Here is a 16,183-nt window from a genome sequence, read left to right on the forward strand (position 1 = left end):
TGCATGCAGCTTCGCGCGCAATGTCCTGCGCAAACTAGGCTGCGTTTTTCAACGAAGCCATGTCAATCACGAAGCGATAGCGTACGTCGCTGTTGAGCATCCTGCCGTAGGCGGTATTGATATCTTGGATGTTGATCATTTCCACATCCGCACCGATCCCGTGCTGAGCACAGAAATCCAGCATCTCCTGCGTTTCCGGAAGGCCGCCGATGAGGGAGCCGGCGACCGAGCGGCGACCGAAGATGAGCACGCCGGCATGAACGGGCGGGTTCACCGGTTCGACCAGGCCGACCAGCACATGTACGCCATTGAGCTTCAGCGTGGCGAGATAAGGATTCAGGTCGTGCTGGTGCGGCACCGTATCCAGGATGAAATCGAAATGGCCGGCGACCGCTTCCATCTGTTTCGGATCGGTCGATAGCACTACATGATCGGCACCGAGCCGGCGCGCTTCCGTTTCCTTGCCAGGCGAACGTGTAAACAGGGTCACGTCCGCGTCCATTGCTTTGGCAAACTTCAAGCCCATGTGGCCAAGGCCCCCGAGTCCAATCACGGCCACCTTGTGGTCCTTGCCGATATTCCAGTGACGCAGCGGCGACCAGGTCGTGATACCGGCGCACAGCAAGGGAGCAGCGGCTTTCGGGTCGATGCCCTCGGGGACGCGAAGGACGAACTTGTCCGACACCACCATGCGCTCGGAATAACCGCCATAGGTTATCCGCCCATCGTGGCGATCGATGCTGTTGTAGGTAAAGGTAGGAACTTCCTTGCAGTACTGCTCAAGCCCCTGTGCGCAGGCATCGCAATGCTGACAGGAGTCGACCAGGCAGCCTACGCCCACCATGTCGCCGGGCTTGAAGCGGCTGACCTGCGTGCCTACCGAGGCTACGCGCCCAATGATTTCGTGTCCGGGCACCAGGGGATACTGGGCGCCGCCCCATTCATTGCGCGCTTGGTGGATATCGGAGTGACACACGCCGCAGTAGAGGATGTCGATGACCACGTCATCGGGGCGAGGGTCGCGCCTTTCGAACTGATGAGGTGCCAGCGGTGTGGTAGCGGACTGCGCGGCATAGCCACGGATGTTCAAGGCCATGTATCTCTCCTGGTAGAACGTCAAAAACAAAAGTATGCGCAGTGCAGCAAAGGGCCCGGTAGCCGGATCCTGCGAAATGCTTGCATGATCCTGCAAAACACTGTTCGGGGGCTCGCAACCATCCGCAGGAACGTGCAATCTCTTTCCCACGAATTGAGCACATTTCCCGCATGAATACTCTACTCAAGCCTATTGAGACCTTTTCTCGTTTAGAACAGGATAGCGAGGAATTGACATCCCTGGTTGAACGATACGCCCAGGCAGAGGGCGTCACGCCGACAGCGTGGCCAGCGTTGACCTTCTTTCGTGCCGATGCCCCCAGCGACCGTAGCTGCGCGATGTATGAGCCTTGCCTGGGCCTTCTCCTGCAGGGTAACAAGCACATCCTGCTTGGCGAGGATCGTTACGAGCAGGAAAAAGGGCGCTACCTGATCAACTCCATCGATCTGCCGGTAACCGCACAGGTGATGCACGCTTCCTCGCAGGTGCCCTGCTTGTGCCTGAACCTGCGCCTCGATCCGGTGCGTATCGGCGAATGGCTCTCGGAAGTGAAGCTGCCTAAGCCAGCGACGGCTACCGCACGCGGCATCGCATTGAGCCTGTTGACCGAGGAAGTGCTCGATCCGCTGCTGCGCTTGGTGCGCTTGCTCGACTCACCGCACGATCTGGCCCTGCTTGCGCCGCTGATCGAGCGCGAGCTCATTTACCGCCTGCTTACCGGGGAACAAGGCGCGCGTCTGGCGCAAATCGCGGTTGCCGGCGGACAGGGGCAGCAAATCGCACGTGCGATCCAATGGCTGAGGCAGCACTACAACAGGCCACTGCGCATCGGCGATCTGGCCAGCATGGTGAACATGAGTCCTTCTTCTCTGCATCATCACTTCCGTGAGATCACGGCCATGAGCCCGCTGCAGTATCAGAAGGTGCTGCGCTTGCATGAAGCACGGCGATTACTGCTGACGGAAGGCTGCGATGTCGCTACGGCGGCGCATCGGGTAGGTTATGAAAGCCCGTCGCAATTCAGTCGTGAGTACAGCCGCCAGCACGGCGCACCGCCCTTGCGCGACGTGAACCGATTGCGGCAGGTAGGCAAGCGTTCCTTCGTCGAAGCTGGCAGCGTGGCGTAAAAACCTGGGCGAGGGTGAGTTCGGCACGATCCGGGCCATGCGTTCAACTCACCCTTCCCATTCTGCAATATCACTGCTCGCGCATGACCATCAACCGGATTTCCGTCATGTCCTCGATGGCGTACCGCACGCCCTCCCGTCCGATGCCCGAGAGCTTGACCCCGCCGTAGGGCATGTTGTCCACCCGGAAGCTAGGCACGTCGTTGACGAGGACACCGCCTTGTTCCAGCTCATTCCACGCACGCATCGCATGATCGAGGCTATCGGTGAAGATGCCCGCCTGCAGCCCAAAGTCGGAATCGTTGACCATGGCGAAGGCATCCTCGATACGCGAGAAAGGCGCAAGCAGCACGAACGGGCCGAACGCTTCCATGCGATTCACCTTGGCATCGCTGGGCACGTTTTCCATCACCGTCGCTTCAAGCATGTTGCCCTTGCGCCCACCACCACACAGGATGGTGCCGCCGGCCTGCTGCGCTTCCTTGATCCAGTTTTGCAGGCGCTCGGCAGCCGCATCGTCGATCATTGGGCCGAGGAATACCTCTTTATTTTTCGGATCGCCGGCCTTCAGTTGTTTGACGGCACCGACCAGGCGTGTCTTGAGTTCTTCGTAAATCGATGCGTGTGCATAGATGCGCTGCACACTGATGCAACTTTGGCCTGATTGATAGAACGCACCAAAAATCAATCGATCAACGACCTTATCCAAGTGTGCGGCTTGATCGGCATCGACAATACAAGCCGCATTGCCGCCCAATTCCAGCGTTACCTTTTTGCGGCCCGCCCGCGCCTTGAGGTCCCAGCCGATCTGGCCGCCGGTAAAGGAGAGCAGCTTCAGACGCTCGTCTTCCACCAACGGCGTAGCATGACGACCGTCCAAGGTGAGAACCGAAAAAGCGCCTTTGGGAAGATCGGTTTCGGCCAGGACTTCGCCGATGATCAAGGCGCCGATCGGTGTTTTCTCCGATGGCTTCAGTACGAACGGACAGCCAGCGGCGATAGCTGGCGCCACTTTGTGTGCAACAAGGTTCAGCGGGAAATTGAAGGGCGTGATGAACGACACGGGGCCGACCGGTACGCGTTGCGTATAGCCGCGGTAACCATCCAATCGTGAAGCAATTTCGAGATTGATCGTCTCCCCGTTGATGCGTACGGCTTCCTCTGAGGCGATGCGAAAGGTTTCGATCAGGCGTGTGACTTCGCCGGCGGCGTCCTTGATCGGCTTGCCGGCTTCGATGCACAAGGCCATGGCAAGTTCTTCATGACGTTCCTCGAAGCGTTTCGCGCAATGCTGCAAAACGGCCTGCCGCGCCCAGGGGCGAAAATGCTTCATCGGACTGGCAGCCTGCACGGCAGCCATGATCGCCTTTTCGGTCGCGGCCTCGTCAGGTACGGCAACGCGCGTCGCCACGTCGCCACTGAACTTGTCATGCACATCCATCAGGATGTCGGATGTTTGCGGCTGGTTGGCCAGGTAATAGGGATAGTGCTTTTTAAGCATGATCACTCCTTCACGGCGGCACTGAGATGACGGATTTCTTCATCTAGTACACGATGGTTGTCGGAATAGTCGACGGCAAGGTCGATAAGGTGCACACCGCCCTGGTCGAATGCGCGCTTCAGCGTCGGCAGAAGCTCGTCGGCGCTTGCAGGACGGTGCCCATGCGCGCCATGTGCTTCGGCGAAACGCACGAAATCGGGGTTGCCGAATTCCATGCCGTAATCTGCATAGCCCATATCCGCCTGTTTCCAGCGGATCATGCCGTAGGCATCGTCGCGCCAAAGCAATATCACCAGGTCCATTTTCAAGCGAACAGCGGTCTCCAGCTCTTGGGCGTTCATCATGAAGCCCCCATCCCCGCAGATGGCGAGCACTTTGCGATCCGGATGCACCAGTTTGGCGGCCATGGCGGACGGCAACCCCGCACCCATCGTGGCCAGCGCATTGTCCAGCAGGACCGTATTGGGTTGGCGTGCTTTGTAGTAGCGCGCGTACCACAATTTGTACATACCATTGTCCAGGCACAGGATGCCGTCGTCCGGCATATACCGGCGCGTGTCAGTGACGATGCGCACAGGATGCATTGGAAAACGAGTTTCATCAGTGTATTGGTGCAGCTGGGTTTGAAAGGCCTCGCGGACCTGGTCGAAATAGTTGAAATTCCAGTGAGCCTGCGGGCTGAGTGCATCCGTCAATCGTTCAACGGAATGGGCGATATCGCCCACTACTTCAATCTGTGGGAAATACACCGTATCGACTTCAGCGGATGAGAAATTGATGTGGATGACCGTGCGGCGACCGCGCTGCATGAAGAATGGCGGCTTTTCGACCACATCGTGACCGACGTTGATGATCACATCCGCGGCGTCGATGGCACGGTGTACGAAATCGCCGTCGGAAAGCGCCGCATTCCCTAGCCAAAGGTGATGGTCTTCGTCGACCACACCCTTGCCCATCTGTGTGGTGAAAAAGGGGAGGCCAAGTTTGTCGATAAAGCTGCGTAGCGCAACCGCCGTGCGTTGACGGTTGGCCGCCGCGCCAATCATCAAGATCGGATGCTTGGCGCCGCTGATGGCCTCGGCGGCCTGGACCAGCGCAGCGTCGTCAGGCGATGGACGCCGCGCATATTCGGTAGGAAGCAAAATCGCGTCTTCGACGTGATCGCGAGCAATATCTTCGGGCAATTCCAGGTGTACGGCGCCGGGACGTTCCTCTTCAGCGCGGCGAAACGCTTCGCGGATACGGGCGGGAATAGTCGCCGCGGAAACGAGCTGGCGGGTGTACTTGGTCAGCGGCTGCATCATGTCGACCACGTCGACCAGCTGAAACAGGCCTTGCTTGTGCGTGCGTATGGGTTTCTGGCCGGTGATCATCAGCATCGGCATCGCGCCGAGCTGTGCATAGGCAGCGGCAGTAACCAGGTTGGTCGCTCCGGGGCCCAGGGTAGAAAGCGCAACGCCGGCCTCACCGGTCAGGCGGCCCCAGGTCGCGGCCATGAAGCCGGCGGCCTGCTCATGACGCGTCACAATCAAGCGAATGGACGACTCGCGCAGCGCTTCGACGAGATCGAGGTTTTCTTCACCAGGCACGCCGAAAATGCAGCGTACCCCTTCGGCTTCCAATGCTTTCACGAACAGAGCGGCAGCCTTCATGCATCGTCTCCCGGAAATTGGCCGGTGCTATATGTAGCACCAATGTTCGATTCATGCGGGAAAACGTTTCATTCGTGCAAGGAATGAAAGCGCGCAAGGCAGCGATCATTCCTTGTTGACGCGCAGCCATAGTTCGCCATCCGCAAGACGGCCGCGTAACTGCGTATCCACGGCGACGTGTTGGGCAGAACGGAGCACTTTTCCCTCGGCATCAAACAAGATCGCGTAACCGCGCTCAAGCGTGGCAAGCGGACTGATGGCATGTAGCGCCCGTGCAGTCTGTTGCAAATTCAGGCGGTCGCGTTCCAGCTTATAGGCGGTGACACGTTTCAGCTGCGCAGCATGTTGATCCAGCTGTTGCCTAAGCATGGCGAGTTGTTGCTGTGGGTGACGCGCAAGCAGGCGTGCATGCAGCCGGTCGACTCGGACGGTTTTCTGGGTGAGCTGGGCAAGGCGAGCACCGAGCAGGCGCCGATGCAGATGCTGCAGGCGTTCCCGGTCGCGCGCCAGCCGAGCTTGAGGGCGCTGCGCTTGCAGACGTGCCAGTAAATGATCGATGCGCTGGATTCCCGCCTGCAGGCGTCGTTCCTGGATGGCTGCAACGCGTTGACGCAACTGATCGAGATGCCTGCGTTGGGCAAACAGATCAGGTACCAGCAGTTCGGCGGCGGCCGATGGCGTAGGCGCACGCAGGTCGGCTACGAAGTCGGCGATGCTGAAATCGATCTCATGCCCCACCGCGCTGACCACCGGCACGCTGCTGGCGTGAATGGCCCGGGCCACCTGTTCATCATTGAAAGCCCAGAGATCTTCCAATGAGCCGCCACCGCGGGTGAGCAGCAGGACATCATATCGGCCGCTGGCTGACGCCCTGCGCAGCATGGATACGATCGCGGCGGGCGCCTCGCGACCCTGGACGGGAACCGGCAGCACATCCACCTCTAGCAACGGCCAGCGGCGGTCAAGCACGCTCAGTACGTCGCGGATGGCTGCGCCGGTGGCGGAGGTAATCACACCAAGGCGGTGCACGAAACGGGGAAGAGGGCGTTTGCGCTCTTGCGCAAAAAGGCCTTCGGCATCCAATTGCGCTTTCAGCCGCTCGAATTCCCGCTGCAAGGCTCCTTCGCCGGCCGGCTCCATATGCTCTGCAACCAGCTGGAATTCGCCGCGTGGCTCATATAGGCCGACGCGTGCGCGCACCAGCACGTGCATGCCGTCTGCCGGTTTGAAGCGCAGCCAGCTGCTCTTGGGTTTGAACATGGCGCAACGCACCTGCGCCGCGCTGTCCTTCAAGGTGAAATAGAGATGCCCGGAGGCAGGCCTCGCCACATTGGAGAGTTCGCCTTCGATCCACACCAGCGGCAGCGCATCTTCCAGCAGATCGCGCACCAGCCGGTTGAGCGTGCTGGGCGTGAGGATGTGCCGGGGCGGCTGGCCACCGGCATCGTCGCTGAAGTCATCGTGCGGATGCATGGAGGCGGGAGACTAACACGAACGGCTTCAAGAACATCCTGTTGGCGGGCGATACGCAGGCATTTTGTCATTCATGTTCTGCAAGTAGCTGATTTAAATCTTATAAATAGCCACTACCGACGATCTGTCGACTCCTTTTCCAGCCTCCGTTGGAACGCGTAGGTCGCGCAGCGGGGTAACCGCGACATGGATCATCTTCCGCACCCGACAGTTCGTGTGTTAGGTTCGCGGGTCATTTTGGGTACCCCGCCGCCTCAGCGACTCCAGCCTATTTTCGATGCGCTACCGGAAAGATATCAGTGGTCTGAGAGCGGTAGCGGTGTTGCTGGTGCTGCTGTTCCATGGCCAGGTTGCGGCGTTCCCCTCCGGCTTTATCGGGGTTGACGTCTTCTTCGTGATTTCAGGTTATCTGATCACGTCGATCATCCAGTTCCAGCTCGACAAAGGCATTTTTTCCCCGGCGGATTTCTACGTGCGCCGGCTGTGGCGCATTCAGGTGGCGCTGCTTGCGGTAGTGCTGGCGACGCTGCTGATCGCGCTGGTGTTCTACCTACCGTCCGACTTCAAGTCCTACCTGAAATCAGCCATCAACACCGTCGGTTTCGTTTCCAATCGTTATTTTGCGCGCACGACTACCGCCTATGCGGCCACAGACGCCGAAGTGCTGCCGTTGCTGCATACCTGGTCGCTGTCGATCGAATGGCAGTGGTATCTGATTTTGCCTTGGGCATTGATGCTGTTGCATCGCTGGCTTTCCCCAGCACAGGGCAGGGTATTCGTCGGCATTTTCACTGTCTTGTTGACCATCTTGGCACTGTACCTGGTGCGCAAAACCGGTAGCAGCGCGTACTACTTTTTCACGCCGCGGGTTTTTGAATTTCTGTTTGGCGCGTCGGTAGCCTTGTTCACACAGAATCGCGCGCCGCTGCAGGGCAATCTGCTGACGAATGGCCTGGGCATTTTGTCGTTGGCCGCCATCATCGGCCTGGCGATGATTCCTGGTGTTATCTCGAACTATCCGAACGGTTATGCAGTATGGGTGAGCGCGGCAAGTGCTGCCGTGATCTGGACTGGCGGTGACGAACGCAGCTGGGCCGCACGCGCGCTGTCATGGCGGGTGCCGGAGTTTCTTGGCGAGATTTCCTACTCGCTTTATCTTTGGCACTGGCCCATTTTCGCGCTGGTTCGCTACCTGGGTTTGTCCGAAGGAACAGGGCTGCTCCTGGGGTGTTATGCATTGACGCTGCTCTGCGCGTACCTTTCGTATCGTTACATCGAAGAGCCTTTTCGCAAGAAACGGCCGGGATTGCGGAGATCTCTGTTATGGCTGGTCGTTATCCCCTTGTTGCTGATTTCGGCGGCATACGGTGTCTGCGACCGGCTGCATTTTCTGCCACGGCGTTTTGGCAGCGAGATGGTACGTATCGATACCACACTGGAGCAATATACCCCGGCTCAGCGTCAGCACTGCATGCAAAGCCATGGTCCACGCATGGCAGATATGAGCCTGTGCGTGTTAGGCGATACCCGCGCCGCACGCAGCGCCTTGATGATCGGGGACTCCTATTCCAATCAGAGCTGGAATTTCATCGGCGTGCTTGCTCGTAACGCAGGCATTCGTGTCACCGCAGTATCGACGCCTTCCTGCCTGGCATTTCCTCATCTCACCATGCAGGGTTGGTGGAAGATGAATAACCGCCAATACCAGGTATGTGTCGATCACATCCAGACGGATTACCAGCGCATTGCGTCGGGGCATTATCAGTACGTCATCGTCGGTGAGAATTGGCACTATTACGACCCGGATGCGATCGTTAATACCTTGGGCGATCCGCGCTCGATCCAGGCTGGACGCGATCGTCTCGAGAAGGCCATGCGGCAAGCGCTGGATTTGATTATTGGCGCGGGTGCAACGCCAGTCTTGCTTGAAAGTCCTGCGCTCATGCCGGCCGATTACCAGGCCTGTTTTTACCGCCACCTCAAGTTACGTACGCTGGCAACGAGCGATGCCTGTCCGGTGCACCGGCGCGACGACGCCACTGCCCAATGGCTCCAGCAATTGTTTGCGAGATTGAAACTGGCTTATCCATCCTTGATTCTCATCGATCCCAAGGATGCCCAGTGCGAAGGGGACAGTTGCTTGTCCGAGATAGACGGCATGCCGATCTATCGCGATGTCGGTCACCTGACGGACTATGCGTCCTATCAATTGGGCAAACTTTATCTGCAGCGGAAGAGCAATCCGTTCAAGCCCGCGCAGTGAAAGCTACCGAATTTTTCTCACCGGTACCAAAGGTAAAAAACGTCACGGGTCCTGATCTGGACTATCCCATCCTTGTTGCCTGCGCTTGCGCTGCTGATGCAATCGCCTGGCACGCACAGCGGTATTGAGCGCAAACCACACAGCAACGGCGGCCACCGGCCAGCCGATCACTGCCGGCCAGAGCACGACGATCATGGCAAATACGAGTAGCACGGCCGTTGCGCCTACCAGCGAACCGATCTCGGTATCCGCAAGCACCCTTCGTTCACTCAGCGCCGCCCCTACTGTATTGGCGAGACGAAGAGCACCCGCGGCGGCGCGGCCGGAGCTGCCACCGACACGACGCGGTTGGGGAGGGCGGGTTTCGCTGGTACGCACGCGTTCCCCGCGACGATAGCGACGTGGCGCCAACACAATCTCGGTAGCGTTCGCCAGGTCTTTTTCATATTGCTCGGCGAGCAGTGTGGCAAAGCCGGGGTCTTCGATGGCTACGTCGAGTTCACGATTATTGAGCCAGCTGGCGAGATTGAGGTTGGACGAGCCCACCCGTGCCCACTGCCTGTCTGCCACCGCTGTTTTGGCGTGCAGCATCGAGCCGTTCCATTCGAAGACGCGGATGCCGGCTTTCAACAGCGGGCGATAGCCAGAACGCGACATGCTGGCTACGAGCGGGATATCGCTGCTGCCAGGGACCAATAAGCGCACATCCACCCCATCTCTTGCGGCGGCGGATAAAGCCTGTACGTAGGGTGCCACCCCCACGAAATAAGCGTCCGTCAGCCACAGGCTGCGGCGTGCCATCGAAGCGATCAGTTGATCGAGCCGATACATCCCGGCCGTGGCTGGCTGCGTAGCGATGACCCGCAAAGAAACCTCGCCGGCATGCATCGCCTCCGCTGCGCGCGTGAAGCCGGGCAGTGGATGGCCCGCTGTCTGCCAGCTGTCAGCGAAAGCCGCTTCCAGCTCCAACACGGCAGGACCTTGCAGGGCGACGCCGGTGTCCCGCCACGGCGGCACGCGACGAGCCGGATCACCCAACCAGCGCGCACTGATGCACACGCCGGAGAGAAAACCCAGGCAGCCATCGACGATCAGTTGTTTGCGATGATCACGACTCATCCAGCCGAGCGCGGATCCAAGCTGGGGCGGGTTGAATACGCGCACTTCACCACCGGCGTCGCGCAAGGGTTTCCAAAAAGCTGCACCGGATTGACCCAGGCATCCCAGCCAGTCCGCGATCACTGCCACGTAGACACCCTGGCGCGCACGTTCCGTCAAGGCATCACGGAAGGCTCGGCCTACTTCATCATCGCGGATGATGTAGTTCTCCAACAGAATGCGTTCGCGTGCATGCTGGATGGCCTCCAGCCATGCATCGAAATGTTGTTGCGCGTCGATCAGCAGATCGACTTTGTTGCCGCCAAGCAAGGGCGCACCCGCGGCCCGGCTCAGTGCTTGTTCGGCCAGCAGTCGGCTTGGCAAAGGCGATAAGGAAGAGACCATCCACCGAGTATATCCAAGGGGTATTGCTTGGCTTGTGTTCTCGGTTGCCACGCTGGGGTTCGATCTACCCAGCGGCTTCCCCCTCAGACGGTGATCAAGGCCAGGCGTTGCGCCATCCCAAATCCTGCTAAAGACACTCACGCGCAGCAGCCTCTCGCCATCCCAATACGAGGTTCCAGAATCTCAAGCAAGCGGCTCTGTTCAATGCTTCTTCACCGACGGGTGGCATCGTGCATAGAGCCTTCGTATATCGGAGATAACTTGGTGGTTTGAATGGGGAGCCGTAACGTGCGCTGGGGAACCGGTCCTTCTGGCATGATGACTTCATGTTGCCAGAGCAGCGCTTTACGGATACCGATGCGTGCGCGCAGCTGATCGTTGAGCGCCTGGGGGCGGATTTGCGCGTGGCGGCGCCCTTGGGCCTGGGCAAGCCGCATGGGTTATTGAATGCGCTTTACGCCCTGATGGTGGCAGATACCTGGCGATCCATGACCTTGTATACGGCGCTATCGCTCACGCGACCGCAACCCAGTTCCGAATTGGAAGCGCGTTTTCTCAGGCCATTCGTGGAACGCCATTTCGGTACGGACTTCGTAGATCCGCACTATGCGCTCGATCAGGCTCGCGGCACTTTGCCGGCGAACATTGCGGTGCATGAGTTCTACATGCAATCCGGCCTCTTGCTGAATTCGGCTAACGCCCAGCGCCATTACATCAGCCAGAATTACACGCACGTTGCGCGAGATCTGGTGGTACAGGACATCAACCTGCTCGTACAACTGGTATCGCGTCGCGAAACGCCGGCAGGTGTGCATTACAGCCTGTCATGCAATCCCGACCTGACCTTGGATTTTCTCGATCGCGTCGAGGCAGCCGGCAAGCCACGCCCTCTGTGCGTGGCGGTGGTACATCCGGCGTTGCCTTACATCGGCGGCCATGCAGAAGTGCCGCAGGATTTCTTCGATATCGAATTGGTTCCGGAGGCGTCGCCACCTTTGTTCGCCGTACCCCGGCTGCCTGTGGATGCCATCGAATACGCGCTTGGCTTGCATGCCAGCGCCCTGGTCAAAGATGGTGGCTGCCTGCAGATCGGTATCGGGGCATTATCCGATGCCCTGGTCAAGGGGTTGGTATTGCGGCACCACGACAACATAGCCTGGCGCAAAGCGTTGCTGGCACTCGATCCGGGTGGCGCAACGCATGCGCTTGCTGGGCGATGGGGTGGCCTAGGCGCTTTCAAGACGGGTTTGTACGGCGCCAGCGAGATGGTGATGGATGGCTTCATGCATCTTGCCAAGGCCGGCATTCTCAAGCGACGCAGTTGGGACAATCTTGCGTTGGAGCGCGCGGCTGCAGCAGGCCACCTGCCGGATGATGTACCGGGTGGTCACTATTTACGCGGCGCTTTCTTTCTCGGCTCGCGCGAACTCTATGAGTGGCTGGAAACAACGGCGGGCAGCGATCCGGATGCCATCGATATGTGCCGTGTTTCCCAGGTGAACCAGCTTTACGGCGATCATCAGCAGTTGGCGTGCCTGCAACGGCGCGGTGCGCGTTTTTTCAACACCTGCATGATATCGACCTTGCTCGGTGCGGCGGTTTCCGACACCTTGGAAAACGGCCATGTGGTGAGCGGGGTAGGCGGCCAGTACAACTTCGTCGCCATGGCGCACGAATTACCCGATGGCCGTTCGGTGCTATTGCAACGAGCTACCCGAAAAAGCAAAAACGGTGTCGAGACCAATATCCGTTGGCATTACGCGCAAACCACAATTCCACGCCATCTGCGCGACATGGTGGTAACCGAGTACGGCGTGGCGGACTTACGCGGCAAGAGCGATAGCGAATGCATCGAGGCCATGCTGGCGATCAGCGACGCGCGATTCATCGATGCGCTGGCCGCAGAGGCCAAATCGAACGGCAAGCTTGCCGCGGATTTCAAAATTCCCGATGCATGGCGAAAGCATCGCCCCGAGGCTCTGCGCGAGGCCCTAGCAAGTCCCATGGCGAAAGGACTGCTCCCGGCGTTTCCGTTTGGCACTGACTTTACCGAGATCGAGCAACGCTTGTTGCCGGCCCTGCAGTGGCTGCAGTCGTCAAGCGCCAACTGGAAAGGGCGATGGCAATTGTTGAAGGCGTTTTGTCGGCCGGGTGATCCCGGCAAGGAGGAAGCGGCAGCACTGGATCGCATGGCGTTGTCGGATGCTACGGCGCTGAAGGACCGCGCGCAGCGTCGTCTCCTGCAGGCGGCTTTGCGGCGCTGAACGGAATCCGCCTCCCGACTTTTTTTACGGGTCACCGGGCAGTCGGATCAGCCGCCGAATGCGACGAAATGCGCGTTGGACAGCAAGCAGGTTTGCAGACGGTAGCTTATGCTTGAGCTGTTTCGTCTGGTATGGCTGCCGCATGGGCAAGTTTGCACGGCGCCGCACTGGGATTTGCAAGTTTGGTGGCAGCATGCGTCGGCATGCGTGCCGGGGAGCAAGGTCATGTCCTGGTTGTCTGTTGTAGTCGCTACATCCGTCGAGTGCACAGCAAACTGTCCGGTTTGCTTACGCGATGTACGTAACGACTGGCCGAACACCGGCCCGCAATCTTCCCTTCTCTTTGACTGATTGCGCGGCGACTGTGATCAGACTGAGTCCCCAGCTACGCACCAGCGGCATCTACATGCTGGTTTCGGCGGCGTGGATCTTATTCTCAGGGCTGCTGCTCGGCGATGTCGTGCGTGATCCGCATCGGATCGTCCTGTTTCAGATTCTCAAAGGCTGGCTGTTCGTTCTATGCACCGGTTTGTTGCTGTATGTGATGATCGGCCGCACGGTTCGGCGCTTGAGTTCGGCCAACCAGCGCTTGCTCGATGGTCATGAACAAGTCTTGCGCGTCCTGGTTGGCGCCATGGATATCCGCCATAAGGAAACAAGCGATCACTCCGAGCGGGTTGTGCGTTTGGCGCTCGGGCTTGCTCGCCTGGCGGGCATGGAAGGCGAGGGTCTGCGCGACATCAAATTTGGAGCTCTTTTGCACGATATCGGCAAGCTCGCTCTGCCGGACGCGATCCTGATCAAGCCCAGCCAATTGGATGAAGACGAGACGCGCCTGATGCGTACGCACCCGCGCATGGGTTATGACATGTTGCAGCGGATCGATTTTCTGCGCAGCGCCAGCGCCATTCCTTATAGTCATCACGAACGCTGGGATGGTTCGGGCTACCCGCAAGGATTAAAGGGCGAAGAGATCCCACTGGCCGCCCGTATTTTCAGCGTGGTGGATGTCTGGGACGCCCTGAGTTTTCCGCGCATCTACAAGGCGGCATGGCCGGAGCCTGAAGTGCTGCAATACCTGCGCGATGCGGCGGGCAAGCAACTTGATCCCCACCTCGTGCGGCTTTTTCTCGACAACTATGCAGCGTTGAAGGTGCTCGCCCTCAATCCAGCTCAGTGAAGGCTGTGCCGTCCAGAACCTGCCCAGCTGACACCGGCGGCAGGTTTCGCCAGCGCTCGGGGTCGAAGGGTAAGGAAACGAGCGTGGTGATCTGGCCAAGGAAAACGTCGCGAGACATTTCCCTGGCGCCGAGGCTCATCAGATGCGGATTGCTGACCTGCGCGTCGATCAGCGGAAACTCCCAGGCGCGGAACAACGCCGCCAGTGCACACAGGGCAAGCTTCGATCCCCCACTGCGGGCGCTGAACATCGATTCGCCGCAGAACAATCGCCCGATCGATACGCCATAAACACCGCCTACCAGGCTGTCGCCATCCCATACTTCAACGCTGTGCGCGAGGCCTTCGTCGTGCAGTACGCAATAGGCATCCATCATGGCTTGGCTGATCCAGGTGCCGAACTGCCCCATGCGAGGCGCCGCGCAGGCTTCTACGACACGGCGGAATGCCCGGTCCACAGTCACTTGCCAGGCCGTGTTTTTCATGGCCCGGCGCAAGCTGCGATGGGGCTTGAGGCGGTCAGTGTAGAAAACGCAGCGTGGATCGGGCGACCACCACAGGATCGGCTCGTTGTCGTTGAACCAGGGGAAGATGCCCTGCATGTACGCGGCTTTGAGCCGCGAGGGTGACAGATCGCCGCCGAAAGCCAGCAGGCCATTGGGCTCAGTAAGCGCAGTACGGGGATCGGGGAAGCGGCCAGGGGTATGTTCGTCGAGCCGTGGTAGCCGGATCATGGCTTTTCGCAAGGGCGGTCTTTGGCGTAGGGGCTATGGTCGAGCAGTTCTTCGGCGTAAGCGTCCACGCCTTCGCCTTCCTGTGCAAGCGCCCGCTTCACGGCAGCACGGAAGCCTTCATGTACGAGATAGTGCCGGGAATGCGTGCGCACGGGCAGAAAGCCACGGGCGAGTTTGTGCTCACCCTGAGCGCCAGGTTCGAACCGTTCCAATCCATGTGCAATGGCGTATTCGATGCCCTGGTAGTAACACAGCTCGAAGTGCAGGTCGGGTATGTCCACGCGTGCTCCCCAGTAGCGTCCATACAAGGTCGCGGCGCTGCGCAGCATAAGCGCCATGGCGACGATGTCGTCGCCCTGCCAGGCGAGTGCCAACTGCACAGCCTGGCCGAATTCGGTACGCAGATAGTGAAAGAATTCCTCCGTCAGTGCTGCGTGATTGCCCTTCATGTCAAAGGTCGATGCATAGAGCGCATGCACTTGCTGCCATAAGCGATCATCGAGTTCGTCACCACCGGCCATGCCGATGCGCAGGCCGGATGTGGCAACGTGTTTGCGTTCGTGCCGTACGTTTTTTCTTTTCTTGTGATTCAATGCGGCAAGAAAAGCGTCGAAGTCGGTATAGCCGCGGTTGTGCCAATGAAATTGCACATCGCTGCGTGCAAGCCATGTGTCATCGAATGCGGCAAGATCGGCCTCATCCAGAAAATTGGCATGCACCGAAGATAGCTGAAGGCGCTGGGCATGATGCTGCATGCTTTCGACCAGCCGTCTGCGCAATGCAGGTGCTTGCGCGAGATCCGTGCCCACCAGCAGGCGAGGCCCGGTAATCGGGGAGTAGGGCACCGCATTGAGCAGTTTCGGATAGTAGTCACCACCGGCGCGCTCCCAGGCACTGGCCCAGCTCCAGTCGAAGACGAATTCGCCATGCGAATTGCCCTTCAGATACAGCGGCGCGGCTGCAACGAGTGCACCATCCTGGTAAAGACCCAGATGCTGCGGTTGCCAGCCCCATTCGGGGCGAATGCAGCCCGTGCGTTCAAGGCCGGCCAGAAACGCATGCGACAGAAATGGATTGTCATCCGGACGCAAGGCGTCCCACGCCGAAGAGGCGATCTCGTCGATGCTGTGATGGAAGCGGGCTTCGAGAGAGGCCAAGACCATTCAACTCACAAGCAGAGTGCACATTCCTCTCATCGGGAGAGGCGTTGGACGACAGGAGAGAGGGGACGATGCGTGATAGGGCGCGCGGTGCAAGACGTTCTCATGTCACCTGATCGTACCGCACGCCAACCGTCATTCGGCACGAAGACCTCGAGCGTGATGAATTCAGCAAGATCATGCCTGCGACTGTGGGCACCGCATGGCACTGAGACGTCGGTAAGAACGGAT

11 protein-coding genes are annotated in these 16,183 nt (G+C 59.2%); 4 read left to right on the plus strand and 7 right to left on the minus strand.

All coding sequences use genetic code 11. The features are described 5' to 3' along the window. Positions 1 to 34: 34 nt before the first annotated feature. Complete coding sequence (locus tag AC4HNJ_RS02900; RefSeq protein WP_490477999.1) at positions 35 to 1,096, minus strand: NAD(P)-dependent alcohol dehydrogenase; 1,062 nt, start codon at positions 1,094 to 1,096, stop codon at positions 35 to 37. 170 nt (positions 1,097 to 1,266) lie between these two features. Here AC4HNJ_RS02900 and AC4HNJ_RS02905 point away from each other — a divergent pair, with 170 nt between their 5' ends. Beyond that, positions 1,267 to 2,223 (plus strand): AraC family transcriptional regulator, encoded by a 957-nt coding sequence (locus tag AC4HNJ_RS02905; RefSeq protein ID WP_490478000.1) that lies wholly within the window; start codon positions 1,267 to 1,269, stop codon positions 2,221 to 2,223. Positions 2,224 to 2,293: 70 nt separating this feature from the next. Here AC4HNJ_RS02905 and AC4HNJ_RS02910 read toward each other — a convergent pair whose 3' ends face one another. From AC4HNJ_RS02910 to xseA, 3 genes are all read right to left on the minus strand, one after another. Then, positions 2,294 to 3,724: an aldehyde dehydrogenase family protein gene (locus AC4HNJ_RS02910; protein WP_490478001.1), complete on the minus strand. Its 1,431-nt coding sequence runs from the start codon at positions 3,722 to 3,724 to the stop codon at positions 2,294 to 2,296. Positions 3,725 to 3,726: 2 nt separating this feature from the next. Continuing rightward, positions 3,727 to 5,376, minus strand: coding sequence for an acetolactate synthase large subunit (locus AC4HNJ_RS02915; RefSeq protein WP_490478002.1), 1,650 nt, complete (start codon positions 5,374 to 5,376; stop codon positions 3,727 to 3,729). 105 nt (positions 5,377 to 5,481) lie between these two features. After that, complete coding sequence (gene xseA / locus AC4HNJ_RS02920; protein WP_490478003.1) at positions 5,482 to 6,849, minus strand: exodeoxyribonuclease VII large subunit; 1,368 nt, start codon at positions 6,847 to 6,849, stop codon at positions 5,482 to 5,484. A 277-nt stretch (positions 6,850 to 7,126) separates the two neighbouring features. Here xseA and AC4HNJ_RS02925 point away from each other — a divergent pair, with 277 nt between their 5' ends. Continuing rightward, positions 7,127 to 9,112, plus strand: a complete 1,986-nt coding sequence (locus AC4HNJ_RS02925; RefSeq protein WP_490478004.1) for an acyltransferase family protein — start codon at positions 7,127 to 7,129, stop codon at positions 9,110 to 9,112. A 42-nt stretch (positions 9,113 to 9,154) separates the two neighbouring features. Here AC4HNJ_RS02925 and AC4HNJ_RS02930 read toward each other — a convergent pair whose 3' ends face one another. Next, positions 9,155 to 10,615 carry a phospholipase D-like domain-containing protein gene (locus AC4HNJ_RS02930; protein WP_490478005.1) on the minus strand — a complete coding sequence of 487 codons (1,461 nt, stop codon included), beginning with the start codon at positions 10,613 to 10,615 and terminating at the stop codon, positions 9,155 to 9,157. A gap of 326 nt (positions 10,616 to 10,941) precedes the next feature. Here AC4HNJ_RS02930 and AC4HNJ_RS02935 point away from each other — a divergent pair, with 326 nt between their 5' ends. Together AC4HNJ_RS02935 and AC4HNJ_RS02940 are read left to right on the plus strand one after the other, a co-directional pair. Continuing rightward, complete coding sequence (locus AC4HNJ_RS02935) at positions 10,942 to 12,879, plus strand: acetyl-CoA hydrolase/transferase C-terminal domain-containing protein (RefSeq protein WP_490478006.1); 1,938 nt, start codon at positions 10,942 to 10,944, stop codon at positions 12,877 to 12,879. A 364-nt stretch (positions 12,880 to 13,243) separates the two neighbouring features. After that, complete coding sequence (locus AC4HNJ_RS02940) at positions 13,244 to 14,059, plus strand: HD-GYP domain-containing protein (protein WP_490478007.1); 816 nt, start codon at positions 13,244 to 13,246, stop codon at positions 14,057 to 14,059. On the opposite strand, the gene aat is transcribed toward AC4HNJ_RS02940, so the two are convergent. Together aat and AC4HNJ_RS02950 are read right to left on the minus strand one after the other, a co-directional pair. Further along, the gene (aat, locus tag AC4HNJ_RS02945) at positions 14,043 to 14,792 is read right to left on the minus strand and encodes a leucyl/phenylalanyl-tRNA--protein transferase (RefSeq protein WP_490478008.1); all 750 of its coding nucleotides are present in this window, start codon (positions 14,790 to 14,792) and stop codon (positions 14,043 to 14,045) included. The genes AC4HNJ_RS02940 and aat overlap by 17 nt on opposite strands. Next, a complete protein-coding gene (locus AC4HNJ_RS02950; RefSeq protein ID WP_490478009.1) occupies positions 14,789 to 15,949 on the minus strand; it encodes a GNAT family N-acetyltransferase in 1,161 nt (386 codons plus the stop codon). Before AC4HNJ_RS02950 ends, aat begins: the two co-directional genes overlap by 4 nt. Positions 15,950 to 16,183 lie beyond the last annotated feature (234 nt).

This window comes from Dyella sp. SYSU CM1112 (assembly GCF_058216415.1).

Bases quoted from the DNA above. Each gene is read 5' to 3' on its own strand.
- AC4HNJ_RS02900 (WP_490477999.1), bottom strand. From the start codon at position 1,096: ATGGCCTTGAACATCCGTGGCTATGCCGCGCAGTCCGCTACCACACCG.
- AC4HNJ_RS02905 (WP_490478000.1), top strand. From the start codon at position 1,267: ATGAATACTCTACTCAAGCCTATTGAGACCTTTTCTCGTTTAGAACAG.
- AC4HNJ_RS02910 (WP_490478001.1), bottom strand. From the start codon at position 3,724: ATGCTTAAAAAGCACTATCCCTATTACCTGGCCAACCAGCCGCAAACA.
- AC4HNJ_RS02915 (WP_490478002.1), bottom strand. From the start codon at position 5,376: ATGAAGGCTGCCGCTCTGTTCGTGAAAGCATTGGAAGCCGAAGGGGTA.
- xseA (WP_490478003.1), bottom strand. From the start codon at position 6,849: ATGCATCCGCACGATGACTTCAGCGACGATGCCGGTGGCCAGCCGCCC.
- AC4HNJ_RS02925 (WP_490478004.1), top strand. From the start codon at position 7,127: ATGCGCTACCGGAAAGATATCAGTGGTCTGAGAGCGGTAGCGGTGTTG.
- AC4HNJ_RS02930 (WP_490478005.1), bottom strand. From the start codon at position 10,615: ATGGTCTCTTCCTTATCGCCTTTGCCAAGCCGACTGCTGGCCGAACAA.
- AC4HNJ_RS02935 (WP_490478006.1), top strand. From the start codon at position 10,942: ATGTTGCCAGAGCAGCGCTTTACGGATACCGATGCGTGCGCGCAGCTG.
- aat (WP_490478008.1), bottom strand. From the start codon at position 14,792: ATGATCCGGCTACCACGGCTCGACGAACATACCCCTGGCCGCTTCCCC.